Source organism: Salipiger sp. PrR007 (genome assembly GCF_010499845.1).
GTDB classification, from domain to species: Bacteria; Pseudomonadota; Alphaproteobacteria; order Rhodobacterales; family Rhodobacteraceae; genus Salipiger; species Salipiger pacificus_A.
This window is the reverse complement of record NZ_JAAGOZ010000007.1, coordinates 93,167-107,698: the sequence shown is the minus strand read 5'-3', so window position 1 is coordinate 107,698 and position 14,532 is coordinate 93,167. Positions and strand designations below refer to the sequence as shown.

Annotated in this window: 14 protein-coding genes; 10 read left to right on the top strand and 4 right to left on the bottom strand. The window is 69.0% G+C overall.

Features of this window, described 5'->3' with window-relative positions:
• Window positions 1-71: 71 nt before the first annotated feature.
• Window positions 72-581, bottom strand: coding sequence for a DUF721 domain-containing protein (locus G0Q01_RS00450; RefSeq protein ID WP_095883078.1), 510 nt, complete (start codon window positions 579-581; stop codon window positions 72-74).
• Between the two features lie 86 nt (window positions 582-667).
• Here G0Q01_RS00450 and mutY point away from each other — a divergent pair, with 86 nt between their 5' ends.
• From mutY to G0Q01_RS27180, 8 genes are all read left to right on the top strand, one after another.
• Window positions 668-1,723, top strand: a complete 1,056-nt coding sequence (gene mutY / locus G0Q01_RS00445) for an A/G-specific adenine glycosylase (protein ID WP_164189510.1) — start codon at window positions 668-670, stop codon at window positions 1,721-1,723.
• Window positions 1,724-1,846: 123 nt separating this feature from the next.
• A complete protein-coding gene (locus G0Q01_RS00440) occupies window positions 1,847-2,989 on the top strand; it encodes an alkane 1-monooxygenase (protein ID WP_164189508.1) in 1,143 nt (380 codons plus the stop codon).
• A gap of 144 nt (window positions 2,990-3,133) precedes the next feature.
• Window positions 3,134-3,526: a cytidine deaminase gene (locus G0Q01_RS00435; protein WP_108968383.1), complete on the top strand. Its 393-nt coding sequence runs from the start codon at window positions 3,134-3,136 to the stop codon at window positions 3,524-3,526.
• Window positions 3,526-4,815: a thymidine phosphorylase gene (locus G0Q01_RS00430; RefSeq protein WP_164189506.1), complete on the top strand. Its 1,290-nt coding sequence runs from the start codon at window positions 3,526-3,528 to the stop codon at window positions 4,813-4,815. Before G0Q01_RS00435 ends, G0Q01_RS00430 begins: the two co-directional genes overlap by 1 nt.
• Entirely contained in the window at window positions 4,812-6,020 is a 1,209-nt protein-coding gene (locus G0Q01_RS00425; RefSeq protein WP_235939411.1) for a phosphopentomutase, read from the top strand. The genes G0Q01_RS00430 and G0Q01_RS00425 overlap by 4 nt, the downstream gene beginning before the upstream one ends.
• The gene (locus tag G0Q01_RS00420; protein ID WP_164212915.1) at window positions 6,017-7,039 is read left to right on the top strand and encodes an adenosine deaminase; all 1,023 of its coding nucleotides are present in this window, start codon (window positions 6,017-6,019) and stop codon (window positions 7,037-7,039) included. Before G0Q01_RS00425 ends, G0Q01_RS00420 begins: the two co-directional genes overlap by 4 nt.
• Window positions 7,036-7,665, top strand: coding sequence for a uracil phosphoribosyltransferase (gene upp / locus G0Q01_RS00415; protein WP_108968391.1), 630 nt, complete (start codon window positions 7,036-7,038; stop codon window positions 7,663-7,665). Before G0Q01_RS00420 ends, upp begins: the two co-directional genes overlap by 4 nt.
• Window positions 7,666-7,734: 69 nt before the next feature.
• Window positions 7,735-9,009, top strand: a complete 1,275-nt coding sequence (locus G0Q01_RS27180; RefSeq protein ID WP_164189499.1) for an SPOR domain-containing protein — start codon at window positions 7,735-7,737, stop codon at window positions 9,007-9,009.
• Window positions 9,010-9,123: 114 nt separating this feature from the next.
• Here the strand turns inward: G0Q01_RS27180 and G0Q01_RS00405 are convergent, their stop codons facing one another.
• Both G0Q01_RS00405 and G0Q01_RS00400 read right to left on the bottom strand, forming a co-directional pair.
• The gene (locus G0Q01_RS00405) at window positions 9,124-10,149 is read right to left on the bottom strand and encodes a hypothetical protein (RefSeq protein WP_164212914.1); all 1,026 of its coding nucleotides are present in this window, start codon (window positions 10,147-10,149) and stop codon (window positions 9,124-9,126) included.
• Window positions 10,150-10,724: 575 nt separating this feature from the next.
• The gene (locus tag G0Q01_RS00400; protein ID WP_164189495.1) at window positions 10,725-11,357 is read right to left on the bottom strand and encodes a ribonuclease T2; all 633 of its coding nucleotides are present in this window, start codon (window positions 11,355-11,357) and stop codon (window positions 10,725-10,727) included.
• Window positions 11,358-11,499: 142 nt separating this feature from the next.
• On the opposite strand from G0Q01_RS00400, the gene G0Q01_RS00395 reads away from it, so the two are divergent.
• Both G0Q01_RS00395 and G0Q01_RS00390 read left to right on the top strand, forming a co-directional pair.
• On the top strand, window positions 11,500-12,276 hold the full coding sequence (locus tag G0Q01_RS00395; protein WP_164189493.1) for a DUF1013 domain-containing protein: 777 nt from the start codon (window positions 11,500-11,502) through the stop codon (window positions 12,274-12,276).
• A gap of 271 nt (window positions 12,277-12,547) precedes the next feature.
• Entirely contained in the window at window positions 12,548-13,501 is a 954-nt protein-coding gene (locus G0Q01_RS00390; RefSeq protein WP_235939397.1) for a class I SAM-dependent methyltransferase, read from the top strand.
• Window positions 13,502-13,520: 19 nt separating this feature from the next.
• Here G0Q01_RS00390 and G0Q01_RS00385 read toward each other — a convergent pair whose 3' ends face one another.
• A complete protein-coding gene (locus G0Q01_RS00385; RefSeq protein WP_164189491.1) occupies window positions 13,521-14,465 on the bottom strand; it encodes a hypothetical protein in 945 nt (314 codons plus the stop codon).
• Between the last annotated feature and the right edge of the window lie 67 nt (window positions 14,466-14,532).

The following is a 14,532-nucleotide window of genomic DNA, read 5'->3' as shown; positions in this document are numbered from 1 at the left end:
TGGTTGCCTTGCCTGCGGCACGGGGCCGCGTTTCTGCCTGCGGCGTTTTTGCCACCTGTTTCCGCGCGGCGCTATTGCCGCGATTTCGAGATGACGTTGCCAGCGAGGCGCTCGAGCGCGGCGCGCAGCCCGTCATCATGGATGTCTCCGGCCACCTTGTGGGCCTCGGCCTTGATCTCGGGCGAGGGCTCGGGCTTTTCGGCCTTCGGCGCGTGGCCAAAGGCAACGCGGCCCTCGGCGAAGCCGCTCGATGCGGTCTGGGTGATGCGGATGCGCGCAATGGCATTGTAGCCGTAGACCGCGTTGACCTTCTCGCGCAGCTGTTCCTTCTGCATCTCGAGCAGCGGCGCCATGGCGCCGGTGGTGAGCAGCGTAAGCGTCGCGCCCAGCCCCTGCTGGCGCGCGTAGCTGACCTCGACCGGGCGGGCCATTGCGGCGACATCGGCGCCGACGATCTCGTCCCAGTGGGTGAGCAGGCGCGACTGCGCGAAGCCGCGGCTCTCGCTGGCCTTGCGGATCTGCGCGTTGAGCAGACCCGAGGTTTTTGCGAACCCGTATGTTGAGGTGTTGCGCCGTGCCATCTTGAATCCCTCTCTGCGGACCTATTCTAGTGACCCCGCATCCGCATGCCAGCAGGGAATCGCTTTTGTCGTCGATGATCAAGGGAATGTCAGCCAAGCGTGACACGTCGCAGGCCGCAGATCTGCTCACCTGGTACGACCGCCACGCGCGCGAGCTGCCGTGGCGCGTCAGCCCGGCGGCGCGGGCGGCGGGGGTGAGGCCCGACCCGTACCGGGTGTGGATGTCCGAGATCATGCTGCAGCAGACCACGGTGGCCGCGGTGAAAAGCTATTTCGAGGCCTTCACCTCGCGCTGGCCGACGGTCTCGGACCTTGCCGCCGCCGAGGATGCCGACGTGATGGCCGCCTGGGCGGGGCTGGGCTATTACGCCCGCGCCCGGAACCTGCTGAAATGCGCGCGGGCCGTCGCCGATGAGCACGGCGGGGTGTTTCCGCAGACGCTCGAGGGTCTGCGCGCCTTGCCCGGGGTCGGGCCCTATACCGCTGCGGCCGTGGCGGCGATCGCCTTCGACCTGCCCGAGACCGTTGTCGACGGCAACGTCGAGCGCGTCATGGCGCGGCTGCACGACGAGCACCTGCCGCTGCCGCAGTCGAAGCCCCTGCTGACCAGCTACGCCGCCGCGCTGACGCCACAAGAGCGGCCCGGCGACTATGCGCAGGCGGTGATGGACCTTGGCGCCACCATCTGCACCCCGCGCAACCCGGCCTGCGGGCTTTGCCCCTGGCGCAGCGCCTGCGCCGCCTGGGATCGGGGCACGCAGTCCGAGCTGCCGAAGAAGGCGCCGAAGAAACGCAAGCCGACGCGCCACGGCATCGCCTATCTGGTCAAGCGCGTGGACGGCGCCTGGCTGCTGGAGCGCCGGCCCGACAGTGGGCTGCTGGGCGGGATGCTGGGCTGGCCGGGTTCGGAATGGTCCGAGGAAGCTCCCGCCGACGCGCCTCCGATCAGGGCCGAGTGGAAGACGCTCAACACCGAGGCCCGCCACACCTTCACCCATTTTCACCTGCGCCTGACCGTGAAGACCGCGCTGGTGCCGATGGAGCGGCGCCCCGAGCGCGGCGAGTTCGTCGAGGCCGAGGTTTTCGACGCCGGGGACCTGCCGACGGTCATGCGCAAGGCCTTTGCCCTGACGTCGTCCTGAACGGCGCCGACGCGCCGCATTGACCGGCACGGCGCCACGCGACAAGCTGGGCGCCAGAGGCCCCGGCCTGCGTCAGCGGTGACAACGGGGCCCCGCGTGGGGGTAACGAGGGAAACCGGGGCGATGATCTCTTCGACGAAGCTGGCGCGCTGGACCGCCGCCGCACCGTTTTGGCTGGTCTACCTGCTGCCGGTGCTGATCTGGATCGGCGCGCTGAATGGCGGGCTCTGGGTGATCTTGCCGCCGCTGGCCACCTGGTATCTTTTCTCGGCACTGGATGCGGCGCTTGGGCTCAATACGGAAAACGCAGATCCGCAGACCGAGGAGAGCGCGCTCTTCTGGTACCGTGCGGGGGTGATGCTCTGGGCGCCGGTGCAGTTCGTCATGCTCTTTGCGCTGATCTGGTACGTGTCTGGCAACCAGGCCCTGACCATGTGGGAGAAGTTCGGCGTCTTTTTCGGCACCGGGGTGATGACCGGCACGGTGGGGATCGTCTACTCCCACGAGCTTGTGCACCAGCGCAACAGGCTCGAACGGCGGCTGGGCGACTGGCTGCTGGCCATGGTGCTCTACTCGCATTTCCGCTCCGAGCACCTCTTGGTGCATCACCTTTGGGTCGGCACGCCGCGGGATCCCGTTACCGCGCGCTACAACGAGGGCTTCCACCGCTATTACCCGCGCGTATTGCGCGAATGCCCGGTCTCCGCCTTTCGTGCCGAGAAGGGGCTTCTGGCCCGCCGAGGGCTGCCGTGGTGGCACCGGCGCAACCCGTTCTGGCTCTATCTTGTGCTGCAACTGGCGATGCTGGGGCTTGCTGTGGCGCTCGGCGGCTGGGGAGGTCTTGCCCTGTTCCTCGTGCAGGCGGGGGTGGCGATCTGGCAACTCGAGCTGACCAATTACGTCGAACACTACGGGCTGACCCGGAAATATCTCGGCGAAGGGCGCTACGAACATGTGAAGCCGCACCACTCCTGGAACTCGGCGCATACGGCGACCAATTGGCTGCTGATCAACCTGCAGCGCCATTCCGACCACCATTACAAGCCCGACCGCCGTTTCCCGCTGCTGCAGACCTACGCCGAGAGCGCGGCGCCGCAGCTGCCTTACGGCTATCCGGTGATGACCATGGCGGCGATGGTGCCGCCGGTTTGGCGGCGGGTGATGAATCCGAAGGTGCGGGCCTGGCGGCGCAGCTGGTACCCGGAGATCGAGGACTGGTCGGCGTACAACAAGGCGCGCACGCCCCTGCCGAAGGGCTCGGCCTGAGGCGGGCGGTACACCAGCAGGGGTTCGACATCCCCGCGTCGCCGCGGGATATCTCGGCCTGGAAGAAGGGGCGGCGGGGGCGCGGGGATTGCAATCGGCCTGTGCGCTCAGCAACATGGGCGGAGAATCTCAATGAGGTGCGCCATGTCGCTCGAGAAAGCCGCCCGCGCGGTGCGTGAAAACGCCTATGTCCCCTATTCGAAGTTCAAGGTGGGGGCGGCGCTGCTGGCGCCCTCGGGGACGATCTATGCCGGCTGCAACGTCGAAAACGTGGCCTATCCCGAGGGCACATGCGCCGAGGCCGGCGCCATCGCCGCCATGGTCGCCGCGGGAGAGACCGAGTTCCTCGAGGCCTATGTCGTCGCCGATTGCGAGCACCCGCTGCCGCCCTGCGGCGGCTGCCGGCAGAAGCTCGCGGAGTTCGGCAAGTCCCATGCCAAGGTGACGCTCGCGACCACCGACGGGGCGACGCTGGAGACCACCGTCGGCGAGCTGCTGCCCGGCGCCTTCGGTGCGGGGCATATGGACCGCGTCTGATGGACGCGCGCACGGTCATCGCGGCGCTGCGCCGGGGCGAGCCGCCTTCCGACGAAGGGCTCCGCTGGTTCGCCGAGGGGCTTGCCGATGGCACGGTGAGCGCGGCGCAGGCCGGCGCCTTTGCCATGGGCGTCTGCCTGCGCGGTCTTTCCGAGGAGGCGCGGGCTGTGCTGACGCTGGCCATGCGCGACAGCGGTCACGTCCTGCATTGGGATCTGCCGGGGCCGGTGCTCGACAAGCATTCGACCGGCGGCGTGGGGGACTGCGTGAGCCTCGTGCTGGCGCCGATGCTGGCGGCCTGCGGGGCTTACGTCCCAATGATCTCGGGGCGCGGGCTTGGCCATACCGGTGGCACGCTCGACAAGCTCGAGGCGATCCCGGGATACGTGACCGACCCTTCGGAGGACCGGCTGCGCGCGGTGCTGCGCGAGGCGGGCTGCGCCATCGTCTCGGCCTCGGAGGGGATCGCCCCGGCGGACAAGCGGCTCTATGCCATCCGCGACGTGACCGCGACGGTGGAGTCGCTCGATCTTATCACCGCCTCGATCCTGTCGAAGAAGCTGGCGGCGGGGCTGGAAGGGCTGGTGCTGGATGTGAAGGTGGGGTCCGGTGCCTTCATGAAGACCATGGAGGAGGCACGCGCCTTGGCCCGCTCGCTGGTCGGCACCGCGAATGCGGCGGGGTGCCGGACGACGGCGCTGATCACCGGCATGGACCAGCCGCTCGCCGATGCGCTCGGCAATGCGCTGGAGGTGCGCGCCTCCATGGAGGTGCTGACCGAGGGCGCCGGAGGGCCGCTGCTGGAGCTCTCCGTGGCGCTTGGCGCCGAGCTGCTGACGGGGGCCGGGATCGACGGCGGCGAAGCGCGGCTGCGCGAGAGCGTGACAAGCGGCGCGGCGGCGGAGCGGTTCGGGCGCATGGTGCATGGGCTTGGCGGGCCCGTGGATTTTGTCGAAGGCTGGCAGAATATGCTGCCGCAGGCGCCGGTGGTGGTCGACGTGCCTGCGCCCGGCGCAGGGCATGTGGCGTCGATGGACGGCGAGGCGCTGGGGCTTGCGGTCGTGCATCTTGGGGGCGGGCGCGAGGTCGAGGGCGATCCGGTCGATCCCTCGGTGGGTCTGTCCCGGGTGGTGCGGCTCGGACAGTCACTCGAACAGGGCGAGCCGTTGGCGCGGGTCCACGCGGCCAGCGCGGAGGCGGCGCAGGCGGCGGCGCGGGCGGTCACGGCGGCGGTCCGGATCGGCGAGGCGCCGCACGTCGGCCCCTTGGTGCGGGAAAGGATCGCCTGATGCGGGCATTTCTGCTGGTGATGGATTCGGTGGGCATCGGCGGCGCGCCGGATGCGGCCTCCTATTTCAACGCGGGTGTGCCCGACACCGGGGCGAACACGCTGGCGCATATCGCGCAGGCCTGCGCCGAAGGGCGCGCCGAGGAGGGCCGCAGCGGGCCGCTGCGGCTGCCGGTGCTGGATGCTCTGGGGCTGGGGGTCGCCACGCGGCTGGCCAGCGGCGAGGCGGTGCCGGGGCTCGGCGCGGAGCCCTCGGGGCTCTGGGGCGCGGCCTCCGAGAGGTCGAAGGGGAAGGACACGCCCTCCGGGCATTGGGAGCTGGCGGGCCTGCCCGTCCCTTGGGATTGGCACTACTTCCCCGTCGCGCAGCCGGTCTTTCCGGCGCAGCTGCTGGCCGAGGTCTGCGAGATCGCCGGGGTCGAGGGGACGCTCGGCAACTGCCACGGCTCGGGCACGGTGATGCTGGACCAGTTCGGTCCGGAGCACCAGCGCAGCGGCTGGCCGATCTGCTACACCTCGGCCGACAGCGTCTTCCAGATCGCCGCGCATGAGGAGAGCTTCGGGCTGGAGCGGTTGCTCGATCTTTGTGAGAAGATCGCGCCGACCCTGCACGAGATGAAGGTGGGAAGGGTCATCGCGCGGCCGTTCGTCGGCGCACCGGGCAACTACAGGCGCACCACCAACCGCCACGACTATGCGATCATGCCGCCGGAGCCGATCCTCACCAACTGGGTGCAGGACGCCGGGCGGCGCGTCTACGCCATCGGCAAGATCGGCGACATCTTCTCGATGCAGGGCATCGACGAGGTCCGCAAGGGCGATGATGCCACGCTCATGCGGCACCTGTCCGATCTCGTGGACAGCGCCGAGGACGGCGCGCTGACCTTTGCCAACTTCGTCGAGTTCGACAGCCTCTACGGCCACCGGCGCGATGTGTCAGGTTACGCGCGGGCGCTGGAATGGTTCGACACGGAACTCGGGAAACTGCTGCCGCGCCTGCGCGAGGGCGACCTGCTGCTGATCACCGCCGATCATGGCAACGATCCCACCTGGACGGGCACCGACCACACCCGCGAGCGGGTCCCGGTGCTTGTGCACGGGCGCGGGGCAGGGCAGATCGGGCAGATCGCATTCGCCGATGTGGCGGCAAGTATCGCGGCGCACCTCAAGGTGCCCGCACAAGGACCGGGAAGGAGCTTCCTTTGAGAGACCCAAGAGACCACGACGAGGAAAGCCTGCACCGGATCAAGGGCTTGCCCAAGGTCGAGCTGCACCTGCACATCGAGGGCGCGGCCCCGCCGTCCTTCATCCGCGGGCTGGCGCAGGAGAAGAAGGTGCGCCTCGACGGCGTTTTCGCCGAGGATGGCTCCTACATCTACCGCGACTTCGTGCATTTCCTCGAGGTCTACGAGGCGGCCACCTCGGTGCTGAAATCGCCCGAGGATTACGCCCGGCTGACCCGCGCCGTGCTCGAGGAATGCGCGAAGAATGGCGTGATCTACGCCGAGACCTTCATCTCGCCCGACTTCTGCGGCGGCGGCGATCTGGGTGCGTGGCGCGAGTATCTGCACGCCATGCAGGACGCGGCGGACAGCGCCGAGCGCGAGATGGGCATCACTTTGCGCGGCGTGGTCACCTGCGTGCGCCACTTCGGCCCAGAGAAGGCCAAGGCCGCGGCGCGTTGCGCCGCCGAGACCGCGGGCGACTGGATCTGCGGCTTCGGCATGGGCGGCGACGAGAACCGCGGCGAGCAGCGCGATTTTGCCTACAGCTTCGACATGGCCCGCGAGGCCGGGTTGCGGCTGACAACACATGCCGGCGAATGGCGCGGCGCGGCCGAGGTGCGCCGGGCGATCGAGGATCTCGGGGTCGAGCGCATCGGTCACGGCGTGCGCGCCATCGAGGACCCGGCGCTGGTCGATCTCATCGCCGAGCGCGGCATCACGCTCGAGGTTTGCCCCGGCTCGAACGTGCGGCTCGGTGTCTACCCCTCGCTGGCCGCGCACCCGATCCAGAAGCTGCGCGATCGCGACGTCAGGGTCACCGTGTCGACGGATGACCCGCCGTTTTTCCATTCCACCATGGTGCAGGAGTACGAAAACCTTGCACGCACCTTCGGATGGGAAGAAGAGGACTTCATCGAGATTTCCAAGACCTCCGCAGATGCGGCCTTCTGCTCGGCCGACACGCGCGAGGCGCTGCTGAAAAGACTGGAGAGCGCATGAAACACCTGACCGTCGTCGAACACCCGCTGGTGCAGCACAAACTCACCCTGATGCGCGAGAAGGACACCTCGACCGCGTCGTTCCGCAAGTTGCTGCGCGAAATTTCCCTGCTGCTGGCCTATGAGGTCACCCGCGAGCTGCCCGTCACCACCAAGCAGATCGAGACCCCGCTCTGCGCCATGGAGGCCCCGACCATCGAGGGTAAGAAGCTGGCACTGGTGTCGATCCTGCGCGCCGGCAACGGCCTGCTCGACGGCATCCTCGAGCTGATCCCCGCCGCCCGCGTCGGCTTCGTCGGGCTTTACCGCGACGAGGAGACGCTGGAGCCGGTGCAATATTACTTCAAGGTCCCGAAGAACCTCGAGGACCGCACGGTGATCGCCGTCGACCCGATGCTCGCCACCGGCAATTCCTCGGTTGCCGCGATCGACCTGCTGAAGCAGGCCGGCGCGCAGAACATCATCTTCCTGTGCCTGCTCGCCTCGCCCGAGGGCGTCAAGCGCATGGAAGAGGCGCATCCGGACGTTCCGATCATCACCGCCTCGCTCGACGAAAAGCTGAACGAGAAAGGCTATATCGTTCCGGGACTAGGGGATGCGGGGGACCGCATGTTCGGCACAAAATAAGCCCCCTCAACGCTTTACAGCTGCGCGGCGCTCATGCAATGCTGGCCGCGCAGCTTCCCGGGGGGCGACATGCGTATCAAGGTTTCGGCAAGTTCCGCCATTCTCACATTCGCCACGGCGATCGGCTCCGCTCTCATCGGCGCCCCCGTGCTGGCTCAGCGGATCGACACGATCAGCACTCCGGCGGAGGTGCCCCCTGCCAGCTATACCGAAGCGCAATACGTCGACAGCCGCGGCTGCGTGTTCATCCGCGCCGGTTTCGATGACGCGGTGATCTGGGTGCCGCGGGTCAGCCGCGCCGGCGAGCCGGTCTGCGGCTATGCGCCCAGCCTGTCCGGCCAGAGCCGCACCGCCGCGGCCGAGGCGCCCGCGGCCAAGCCCGCCCCGGTGATCGCGCCCGCGCCGGCGTCCAAACCCAAGCCCAAGCCGGTTCAGGCCGTAACCGCCCCGGCCCCGAGCCGTGCCACCGGGCAGCCGATGGCCACGGTCGCCTCGAAACCCGCAGCCGTGGTCAAGGCTCCGGCCTCCAAGCCGCCCGCCGCCCCGGCGCCGCGGGTGGTTTCCAGAGTTCCGGCCGCGCCGGCGGGGTCGGTCGCGGCGGTCCCTGCAGGGGCGCTTGTCGGCGGCGCCTGCACCCCCGGCTTCAGCGGCGAGATCGTCAGCGACGGTCGCACCCTGCGCTGCGGTCCTCAGGCGGCGCCCTATGCGACGGAGGTGCGCCGCGGCGAGGCGCCCGCGCCCGGCAAGAAGGTCTATTACAACAACGGCAATGGCACCGGCAGCTGGCAGGATGGCAAGCTCCTGGTGCCCGGCAGCACCCGCATCCTGCCGCGCCACGTCTACGAGGACGGCCGCGCCGAACGCGTGATCGTCCCCGCCGGATATCGTCCGGCCTGGGAGGACGACCGGCTGAACCCGCATCGCGCCTTGCAGACGGTGAAAGGGTATTACGACACCCAGCGCGTCTGGACCCACGAGGTGCCCCATGCCTCGACCGCCGGCACCGTGGTGACCGCCGTGGCCCCGCGCGTGCGGCTCGAGGGCGACCCGGCGCTGCGCCCCGCGCCCTCGACCACCGGCGCGGTGGTCGCCGCGGCCTCCGACAGCGTTTCCGACGAGGGTCCGGCGCTGCGCTACGTGCAGATCGGCGCCTTCTCCACGGCGGAAAGCGCCGGACAGGCGCGCAGCCGACTGCAGGCGGCGGGTCTTCCGGTGCAGGAACTGCTGCGCAAGTCCGACGGCCTGCGCCGCCTGCGGGTCGGTCCCTATGCCGACGCGCGCGCCGCCAGCCTCGCGCTGTCCAAGGTCCAGGCCACGGGCTACCGCAGCGCGACCCTGCGCTGAGCACAGCATTCTGCTGGACGAAATTTGCCGGTGGAGGCGCGCGCAGCGCGTCGGGGGCAGCACCCAGGCCTTGCGTCACCGGGCCGAGCGCACTCCGCGAGCGGCGCCGCGCCGTCAGCCGCCGCAGATTCCCTGCAACCGCACCCAGTCCGCATCGCTCAGCACCGGCACGCTGCCCTCGGCGGCGCGCGGATCGCCCTCGACCAGAGGCAGCACCGACTCGCCGGTGATGTCGCGGGCATAGGCATAGGGCGAGCTGCGCAGCTCGATCTTCGCGAAGCCATCCAGCAGCGCGTCGAGCGGCACCGGCACCTGCGGGCGGGTAAGCAGCACCTCGGCGTAGCTTTCCAGCGCGCCGCGCGGCAGCGAGCCGGTGGTCAGCAGCTTGAGGCTCGACCAGAGCCCGGCATGGCGCAGCAGATCGCCCAGCGGGTCCGACTGCCTGGCGCGCAACGACTCGGCAAGGATGTAGCCCGCCGCGACGTCCGGGTCCTCGTAGCCCTCGAGCAGATCGCTGCTCAGCAGGATGATCCCGCCGGGTAGATGCGCCGTGTCGCGGAGCCCGTCGTTGAGCACCACCAGATCGCCGCGCCGCGCCTCGCCCAGCACCCGCGCTGCGAGGTGGCGCAGCGGGCGCGCAGACTCGGTCGTGCCGCAGGGGCGCCCGGAGACTCGGGTGATCTGGCCAAGCAGGGCCTGGCCGATCTCGACGCGCTTGGCGCGGGGCACGACGCGCTCGGCATGGTCGAGCAGCGCGCCGGGCAGCCAGAGCAGGATCCCGGCGGCGACCAGCGCGGCAACGCCGATGATCATGCGCAGGCGGAGCTTCCCGGGCTTGGGACGCCGCCGTTCGATGTCGCGCAGCACCCGGTCGATGGCGTCGATCATCGTGCTCTCGTCCTCGGCCAGCTCCAGCGTTTCGCCGGGATCACCGTCGGGATGATAGAGCGCCGGGCTGCGGCCCTTGTTGGCGCGCACCACGGCGGCCATCGACCAATGCGACAGCGCCCGGCCCGAGACGTCCGACACGGTCAGCGTGGCATCCCCCATCGACAGGATCACCTCGCGCCGCTGCGCGTCCGGCTCGGGCCGCCAGAGCGCGGTGGCTTCGAGGCGCTGGTACTCCTTGAGGGCTGTCATGCTCGGGGTGCGTTCTCGGCGATATTCGGGGCGTTTTTGGGGCGCTTGTCCGGGCCGGGAGGCCCGCTGCTCTGCCTTGTCTTCGCTTCTGATTATCAAGCTCCCCCAGCGGGAGCAATCTCTGCCGCGCGGCGCGGCGCGCGCGCGGCGCCGCTGTGCGATCACGGTTGCGAAAAAGACGCGGGTTCCCGGGGGTTGCCGGTGATCAGCCCGGCGCGGTGTGGCGCGGCTAGGGTCGGTGGCCTGATCATCTCGGGCTTCGGCTGAGGGCTGCGGCGATCGTGGCGACGGTCCGAAAAAATATGTTCGTTTAAGGGCGATTAACTATTTCGTTAACCATTTGTTAAGAAGTTCGCGATTTGACTGGCTGCACGGTCGCGACCTCGTACACTTGCGACCGTGCCAGGGGGTGAACCGCTCCTATGATCGTTTCCGTTTTCTTTATGCTGGCAAGCATTTGATCTTGGTTCGGGTACACCCTCTGGCATTTTTTGATCCCGCCACACCTCTACAGTCGCACGTCGTATCTGCCTGCCGCCGCCCGCTTCCCGGGCGCGCCTGAAGGGCAAGATCGCTCAGCGCACGGGATCAAGAAGGGCGTTCGGAAGGCGACAATCCTTAACCACATCCTGGCCGCAGGGCACGGGCTCCAGCGCCTTTGACAGGCACAGTCGCGCCTCCTGGATGCGGCCGGACTGGCACGTGATGGTCAGCATGTCCGGCTCCCAGCCGGGATTGGCCTGCAGGAAGGCCTCCTCGATCACCTCGGCCGGCAGGCTGACCGGCGCATCGAGGCGGCGCAGCACCTCGGGGCGGGTGACAGCCTCGTAGGCGCGGCGGGCGAGCGCGAAGTAATCCTGCGACGAGAGTCCTGCACAGGCGCCGTGCTTCTTCCACTGGTACCAGGCCAGCCCCGCCGTGCCCATGATGTCGGCCATGGCGGCGGTCTCCTTGCGGCTCGGCGGGCGGGCGGAGCTGTCGCAATAGGAGGGGTAGCCGCGCGTGTACTGCGGCCAGAGCCCGTGCAGCACCCAGCCGAGCGGGCGGTCGCATTGCGGCGAGTTCCGCGCCTTGCCTTCGAGCGCGCACCAGGTCGGAGACCAGCTCAGCGACAGAACGTAGTAGTCGAACACCCCGGCGCGGTCGCCCTCGGCCCGGGCGGTCGTGGCACAGGTGACGGAGACGAGCAGGATCAGCAGCCAGCGCATTTTCTCTTCCCTCTTGGGTTCCGCGAGACTATATAGGCCCGAAGTTCCCCGACAACGGTAACCCGTCCTGGAGAAGTAATCCGGGACCTCCCGAGGCCAACGCCTTGGGGGAGGGGAGAAGATTTACGTAAGGAGATGACCCATGGCAAAACTGCTGCATCCCAAGGCGACCGCTGTCTGGCTCGTCGACAACACCACTTTGACCTTCAAGCAGATTGCCGACTTCACCGGCATGCACGAGTTGGAAATCCAAGGCATCGCCGACGGTGACGTGGCTGGCGGCGTGAAGGGCTTCGACCCGGTCGCCAACAACCAGATCGAGCAGGTCGAGATCGACAAGGCCGAGAAGAACCCGCTCGCCAGGCTCAAGCTGAAGTACAACCCCGCCGCTGTCGACGAGGACAAGCGCCGCGGCCCGCGCTACACTCCGCTGTCGAAGCGCCAGGACCGTCCGAACGCGATCCTGTGGCTGGTGAAGTTCCACCCCGAGCTGACCGACGGCCAGATCTCCAAGCTGGTGGGCACCACCAAGCCGACGATCCAGTCGATCCGCGAGCGCACCCACTGGAACATCCAGAACATGCAGCCGATCGATCCGGTCGCGCTGGGGCTGTGCCGCCAGTCCGAGCTTGACGCCGCCGTGGCCAAGGCCGCGAAGAACCGCGACGAGGTGATGACCGACGACGAGCGCCGCAAGCTGGTGTCGACCGAGCAGAGCCTTGGCATGGACAGCCACGAGCCGCGGCTGCCGACGGCGATCGAGGGTCTCGAGACCTTCTCGCTCTCCGATCCGCGCGGCGAGGACGACGAGGAAGAAGACAAGGGCCCGAGCGATTTCTCGGATGCGGACAGCTTCTTCAACCTGCCTTCGAGCGACGAGGATGACGACGAGGACGACAGCGACGATCCGCGCGGCTGACACGCGCGTCCGCTGACCACCCGAGAGCCCGTCGCAGCCTTGCGGCGGGCTTTTTCCATGCCGAGGCGCGGGCCGCCGCGCAGCGCCGCCGGGCTGGATCACTGCCCCGGCAGACACAGGTCTTTTACCTTTGCGTCAGCCGCTTGCGCGCCCGATTGACGGAAATCTCGCGACCGGATATCGCCCGCGATGATGCACCCCGAGGCGGTGCAGCGTGTCGCCCGCCGCGTGGCCATTACCGGCAAATGAGCGGGCCCCTTTGGACAGATAAATGATGCTGGGAACGTCTTTTCCCTGTGGTGATCCGCTTGCCGAGCGCCGCGCCGCTTTTGCCGAGACCATGGCCCACCTGGGCGATTACGGCGGCGCGATCGAGGCGCTGAGCCGGGCGATGGATCTGGTGCCGGGCTGGGCCGCGGGCTGGTTCCGTCTCGGCGAGTATCATGAGGCCGTGGGCGAGGTTGAGGCCGCTGCCGATGCCTGGGACAAGGCCGTGGCCGCCGACCCCCGCGATCCGCTGGGCGCCGGGCTGCGCCGCGACCTGTTGCGGGGCGTGCCGGTGGCCGAGAGCATGCCTGCGGCCTTCGTCGAGCTGCTCTTCGACCAATACGCGCCGCGCTTCGAGCGCTCGCTGGTCGGCAAGCTGAACTACCGCGGTCCCGAACTGCTGCTCTCGGCGCTGAAGGCGCAGGGCTTCATGCGGGCGCGGCACGCGCTCGACCTCGGGTGCGGCACCGGGCTGATGGGCGAGCTGCTGCGGCCGCATTGCGACCGGCTCGACGGCTATGACATTTCCTCAAAGATGCTGGCCGAAGCCGCGGCGAAGGGCGTCTACGACGCGCTCGAGAAACGCAACATCGCCGAGATGTCGGCGATCGTGCCACGCTATGACCTGATCCTGGCGGCGGATGTCTTCATCTATCTCGGCGCGCTCGAGCGGGTGATCGGCTGGTGCGCCGGGGCGCTGGCGCCAGGCGGGCAGATCGCCTTCACGCTGGAACTCGGCGAGGCCCCGGTGCAGCTGCGCGAGAGCCGCCGCTTCGCCCATTCGCGGGCGTATATCACCGGCCTGATGGCCGAGGCGGGCTTTGCCGAGGTGACGCTGACCGGCTGCGCGCTGCGGCAGGACCGCGGGCAGGACGTGGCGGCGCTGCTGGTCACCGCACGTGCGCCTGCGCGCGTGCTCGACCGCGAAGGCGACGGGGAAACCGAGGCGCTGGTCTAGGCCGGCGCCGCGGCGCGGCTCAGAAGCCGAAGCTGAGGTGCAGGCGCAGGGCGCTGTCGCCCGCGAAGTTCGAGGCCGCCTCGAGCCGCCCGCCCAGCCCGCGGCCGTCCGTGGCGCCGTAGTCGAGGCCGAGCGAAAGCTGGTCCTCGCTCAGCAGCTCACTGGCGTCGAAGCTGCGGCTGCCGGTCTCGGTGACATAGGTCATCTCGTCCTGGTCACCGCCGAAGACGGCGTAGGCGGCATAGGGGCGCAGGATCCCGCCCACCGCGCGCATCGGCGCGCCCAGCTCGGCGCGGAAGGCGGTGGAATAGGTGACACGGCTTTGGATCTCGCCGCCCTTGCGGGCAAGCTCGTAATCGCCCGTGGCATGGCGCAACACGTCGCCCGTCACCACGAGGTCGATCCCGGTGCCCGGCGACGCGCCCTCGCGCAGAAGGGTTTCGCCGCGCAGACTGAGGCCGAGGGTGCGGCCGTCGTGGTCGGTGCTGCCGGAGGCCGAGGCCGGGCTCGAAAGCTTGTTGTGGGTGCGGCTCATGAAGAGTGCGCCGCCGTAGCTCACGCCGTTCGACGAGCCCGCGTAGCCGGTGCCAAGGAAATAGGAGCGGATGCGCGCCTCGTGGACATCGTCGTCGAGAAAGGACGCGCCCTGCGCGTAGCCCGCGAAGGCCGAGAGCCCGTTCTCGAAGCCCCAGCCCAGCACCAGCCCCCTGCTGTTGTACTCCGAGTCCTGCGCGTGATCCGGCGCGGTGCGCCCGCCCGCCGCATAGCCACCGAGGAAGAACCCGTCCCGCCGGCTGGTCACCGCGCTATGGCCGATGCCGAAGCCGATCTCGCGCGACAGCAGGTCGACCTGCGACAGCGGCGCCGGGTCGAGCACGGGGACCGTGGCCTCCTGCGCCTGGGCGGCGAAGGGAAGCAGAGCGGCGAGAATAGCGAGGCGGAGGGGGGCGGTTGCGCGGATCATGTCGCTGGCTTTAGCGCCAAGGTGCGGTGCCGCCCAGAGGCCGGGGGTCACAGCCGCGTGACCCCGA

What these genes read in the sequence shown, in the direction of transcription:
- G0Q01_RS00395 (WP_164189493.1), top strand. Translation starts at nt 11,500, where the DNA reads ATGGCAAAACTGCTGCATCCCAAGGCGACCGCTGTCTGGCTCGTCGAC.
- upp (WP_108968391.1), top strand. Translation starts at nt 7,036, where the DNA reads ATGAAACACCTGACCGTCGTCGAACACCCGCTGGTGCAGCACAAACTC.
- G0Q01_RS00385 (WP_164189491.1), bottom strand. Translation starts at nt 14,465, where the DNA reads ATGATCCGCGCAACCGCCCCCCTCCGCCTCGCTATTCTCGCCGCTCTG.
- G0Q01_RS00400 (WP_164189495.1), bottom strand. Translation starts at nt 11,357, where the DNA reads ATGCGCTGGCTGCTGATCCTGCTCGTCTCCGTCACCTGTGCCACGACC.
- G0Q01_RS00390 (WP_235939397.1), top strand. Translation starts at nt 12,548, where the DNA reads ATGATGCTGGGAACGTCTTTTCCCTGTGGTGATCCGCTTGCCGAGCGC.
- mutY (WP_164189510.1), top strand. Translation starts at nt 668, where the DNA reads ATGTCAGCCAAGCGTGACACGTCGCAGGCCGCAGATCTGCTCACCTGG.
- G0Q01_RS00450 (WP_095883078.1), bottom strand. Translation starts at nt 581, where the DNA reads ATGGCACGGCGCAACACCTCAACATACGGGTTCGCAAAAACCTCGGGT.
- G0Q01_RS27180 (WP_164189499.1), top strand. Translation starts at nt 7,735, where the DNA reads ATGCGTATCAAGGTTTCGGCAAGTTCCGCCATTCTCACATTCGCCACG.
- G0Q01_RS00440 (WP_164189508.1), top strand. Translation starts at nt 1,847, where the DNA reads ATGATCTCTTCGACGAAGCTGGCGCGCTGGACCGCCGCCGCACCGTTT.
- G0Q01_RS00430 (WP_164189506.1), top strand. Translation starts at nt 3,526, where the DNA reads ATGGACGCGCGCACGGTCATCGCGGCGCTGCGCCGGGGCGAGCCGCCT.
- G0Q01_RS00405 (WP_164212914.1), bottom strand. Translation starts at nt 10,149, where the DNA reads ATGACAGCCCTCAAGGAGTACCAGCGCCTCGAAGCCACCGCGCTCTGG.
- G0Q01_RS00435 (WP_108968383.1), top strand. Translation starts at nt 3,134, where the DNA reads ATGTCGCTCGAGAAAGCCGCCCGCGCGGTGCGTGAAAACGCCTATGTC.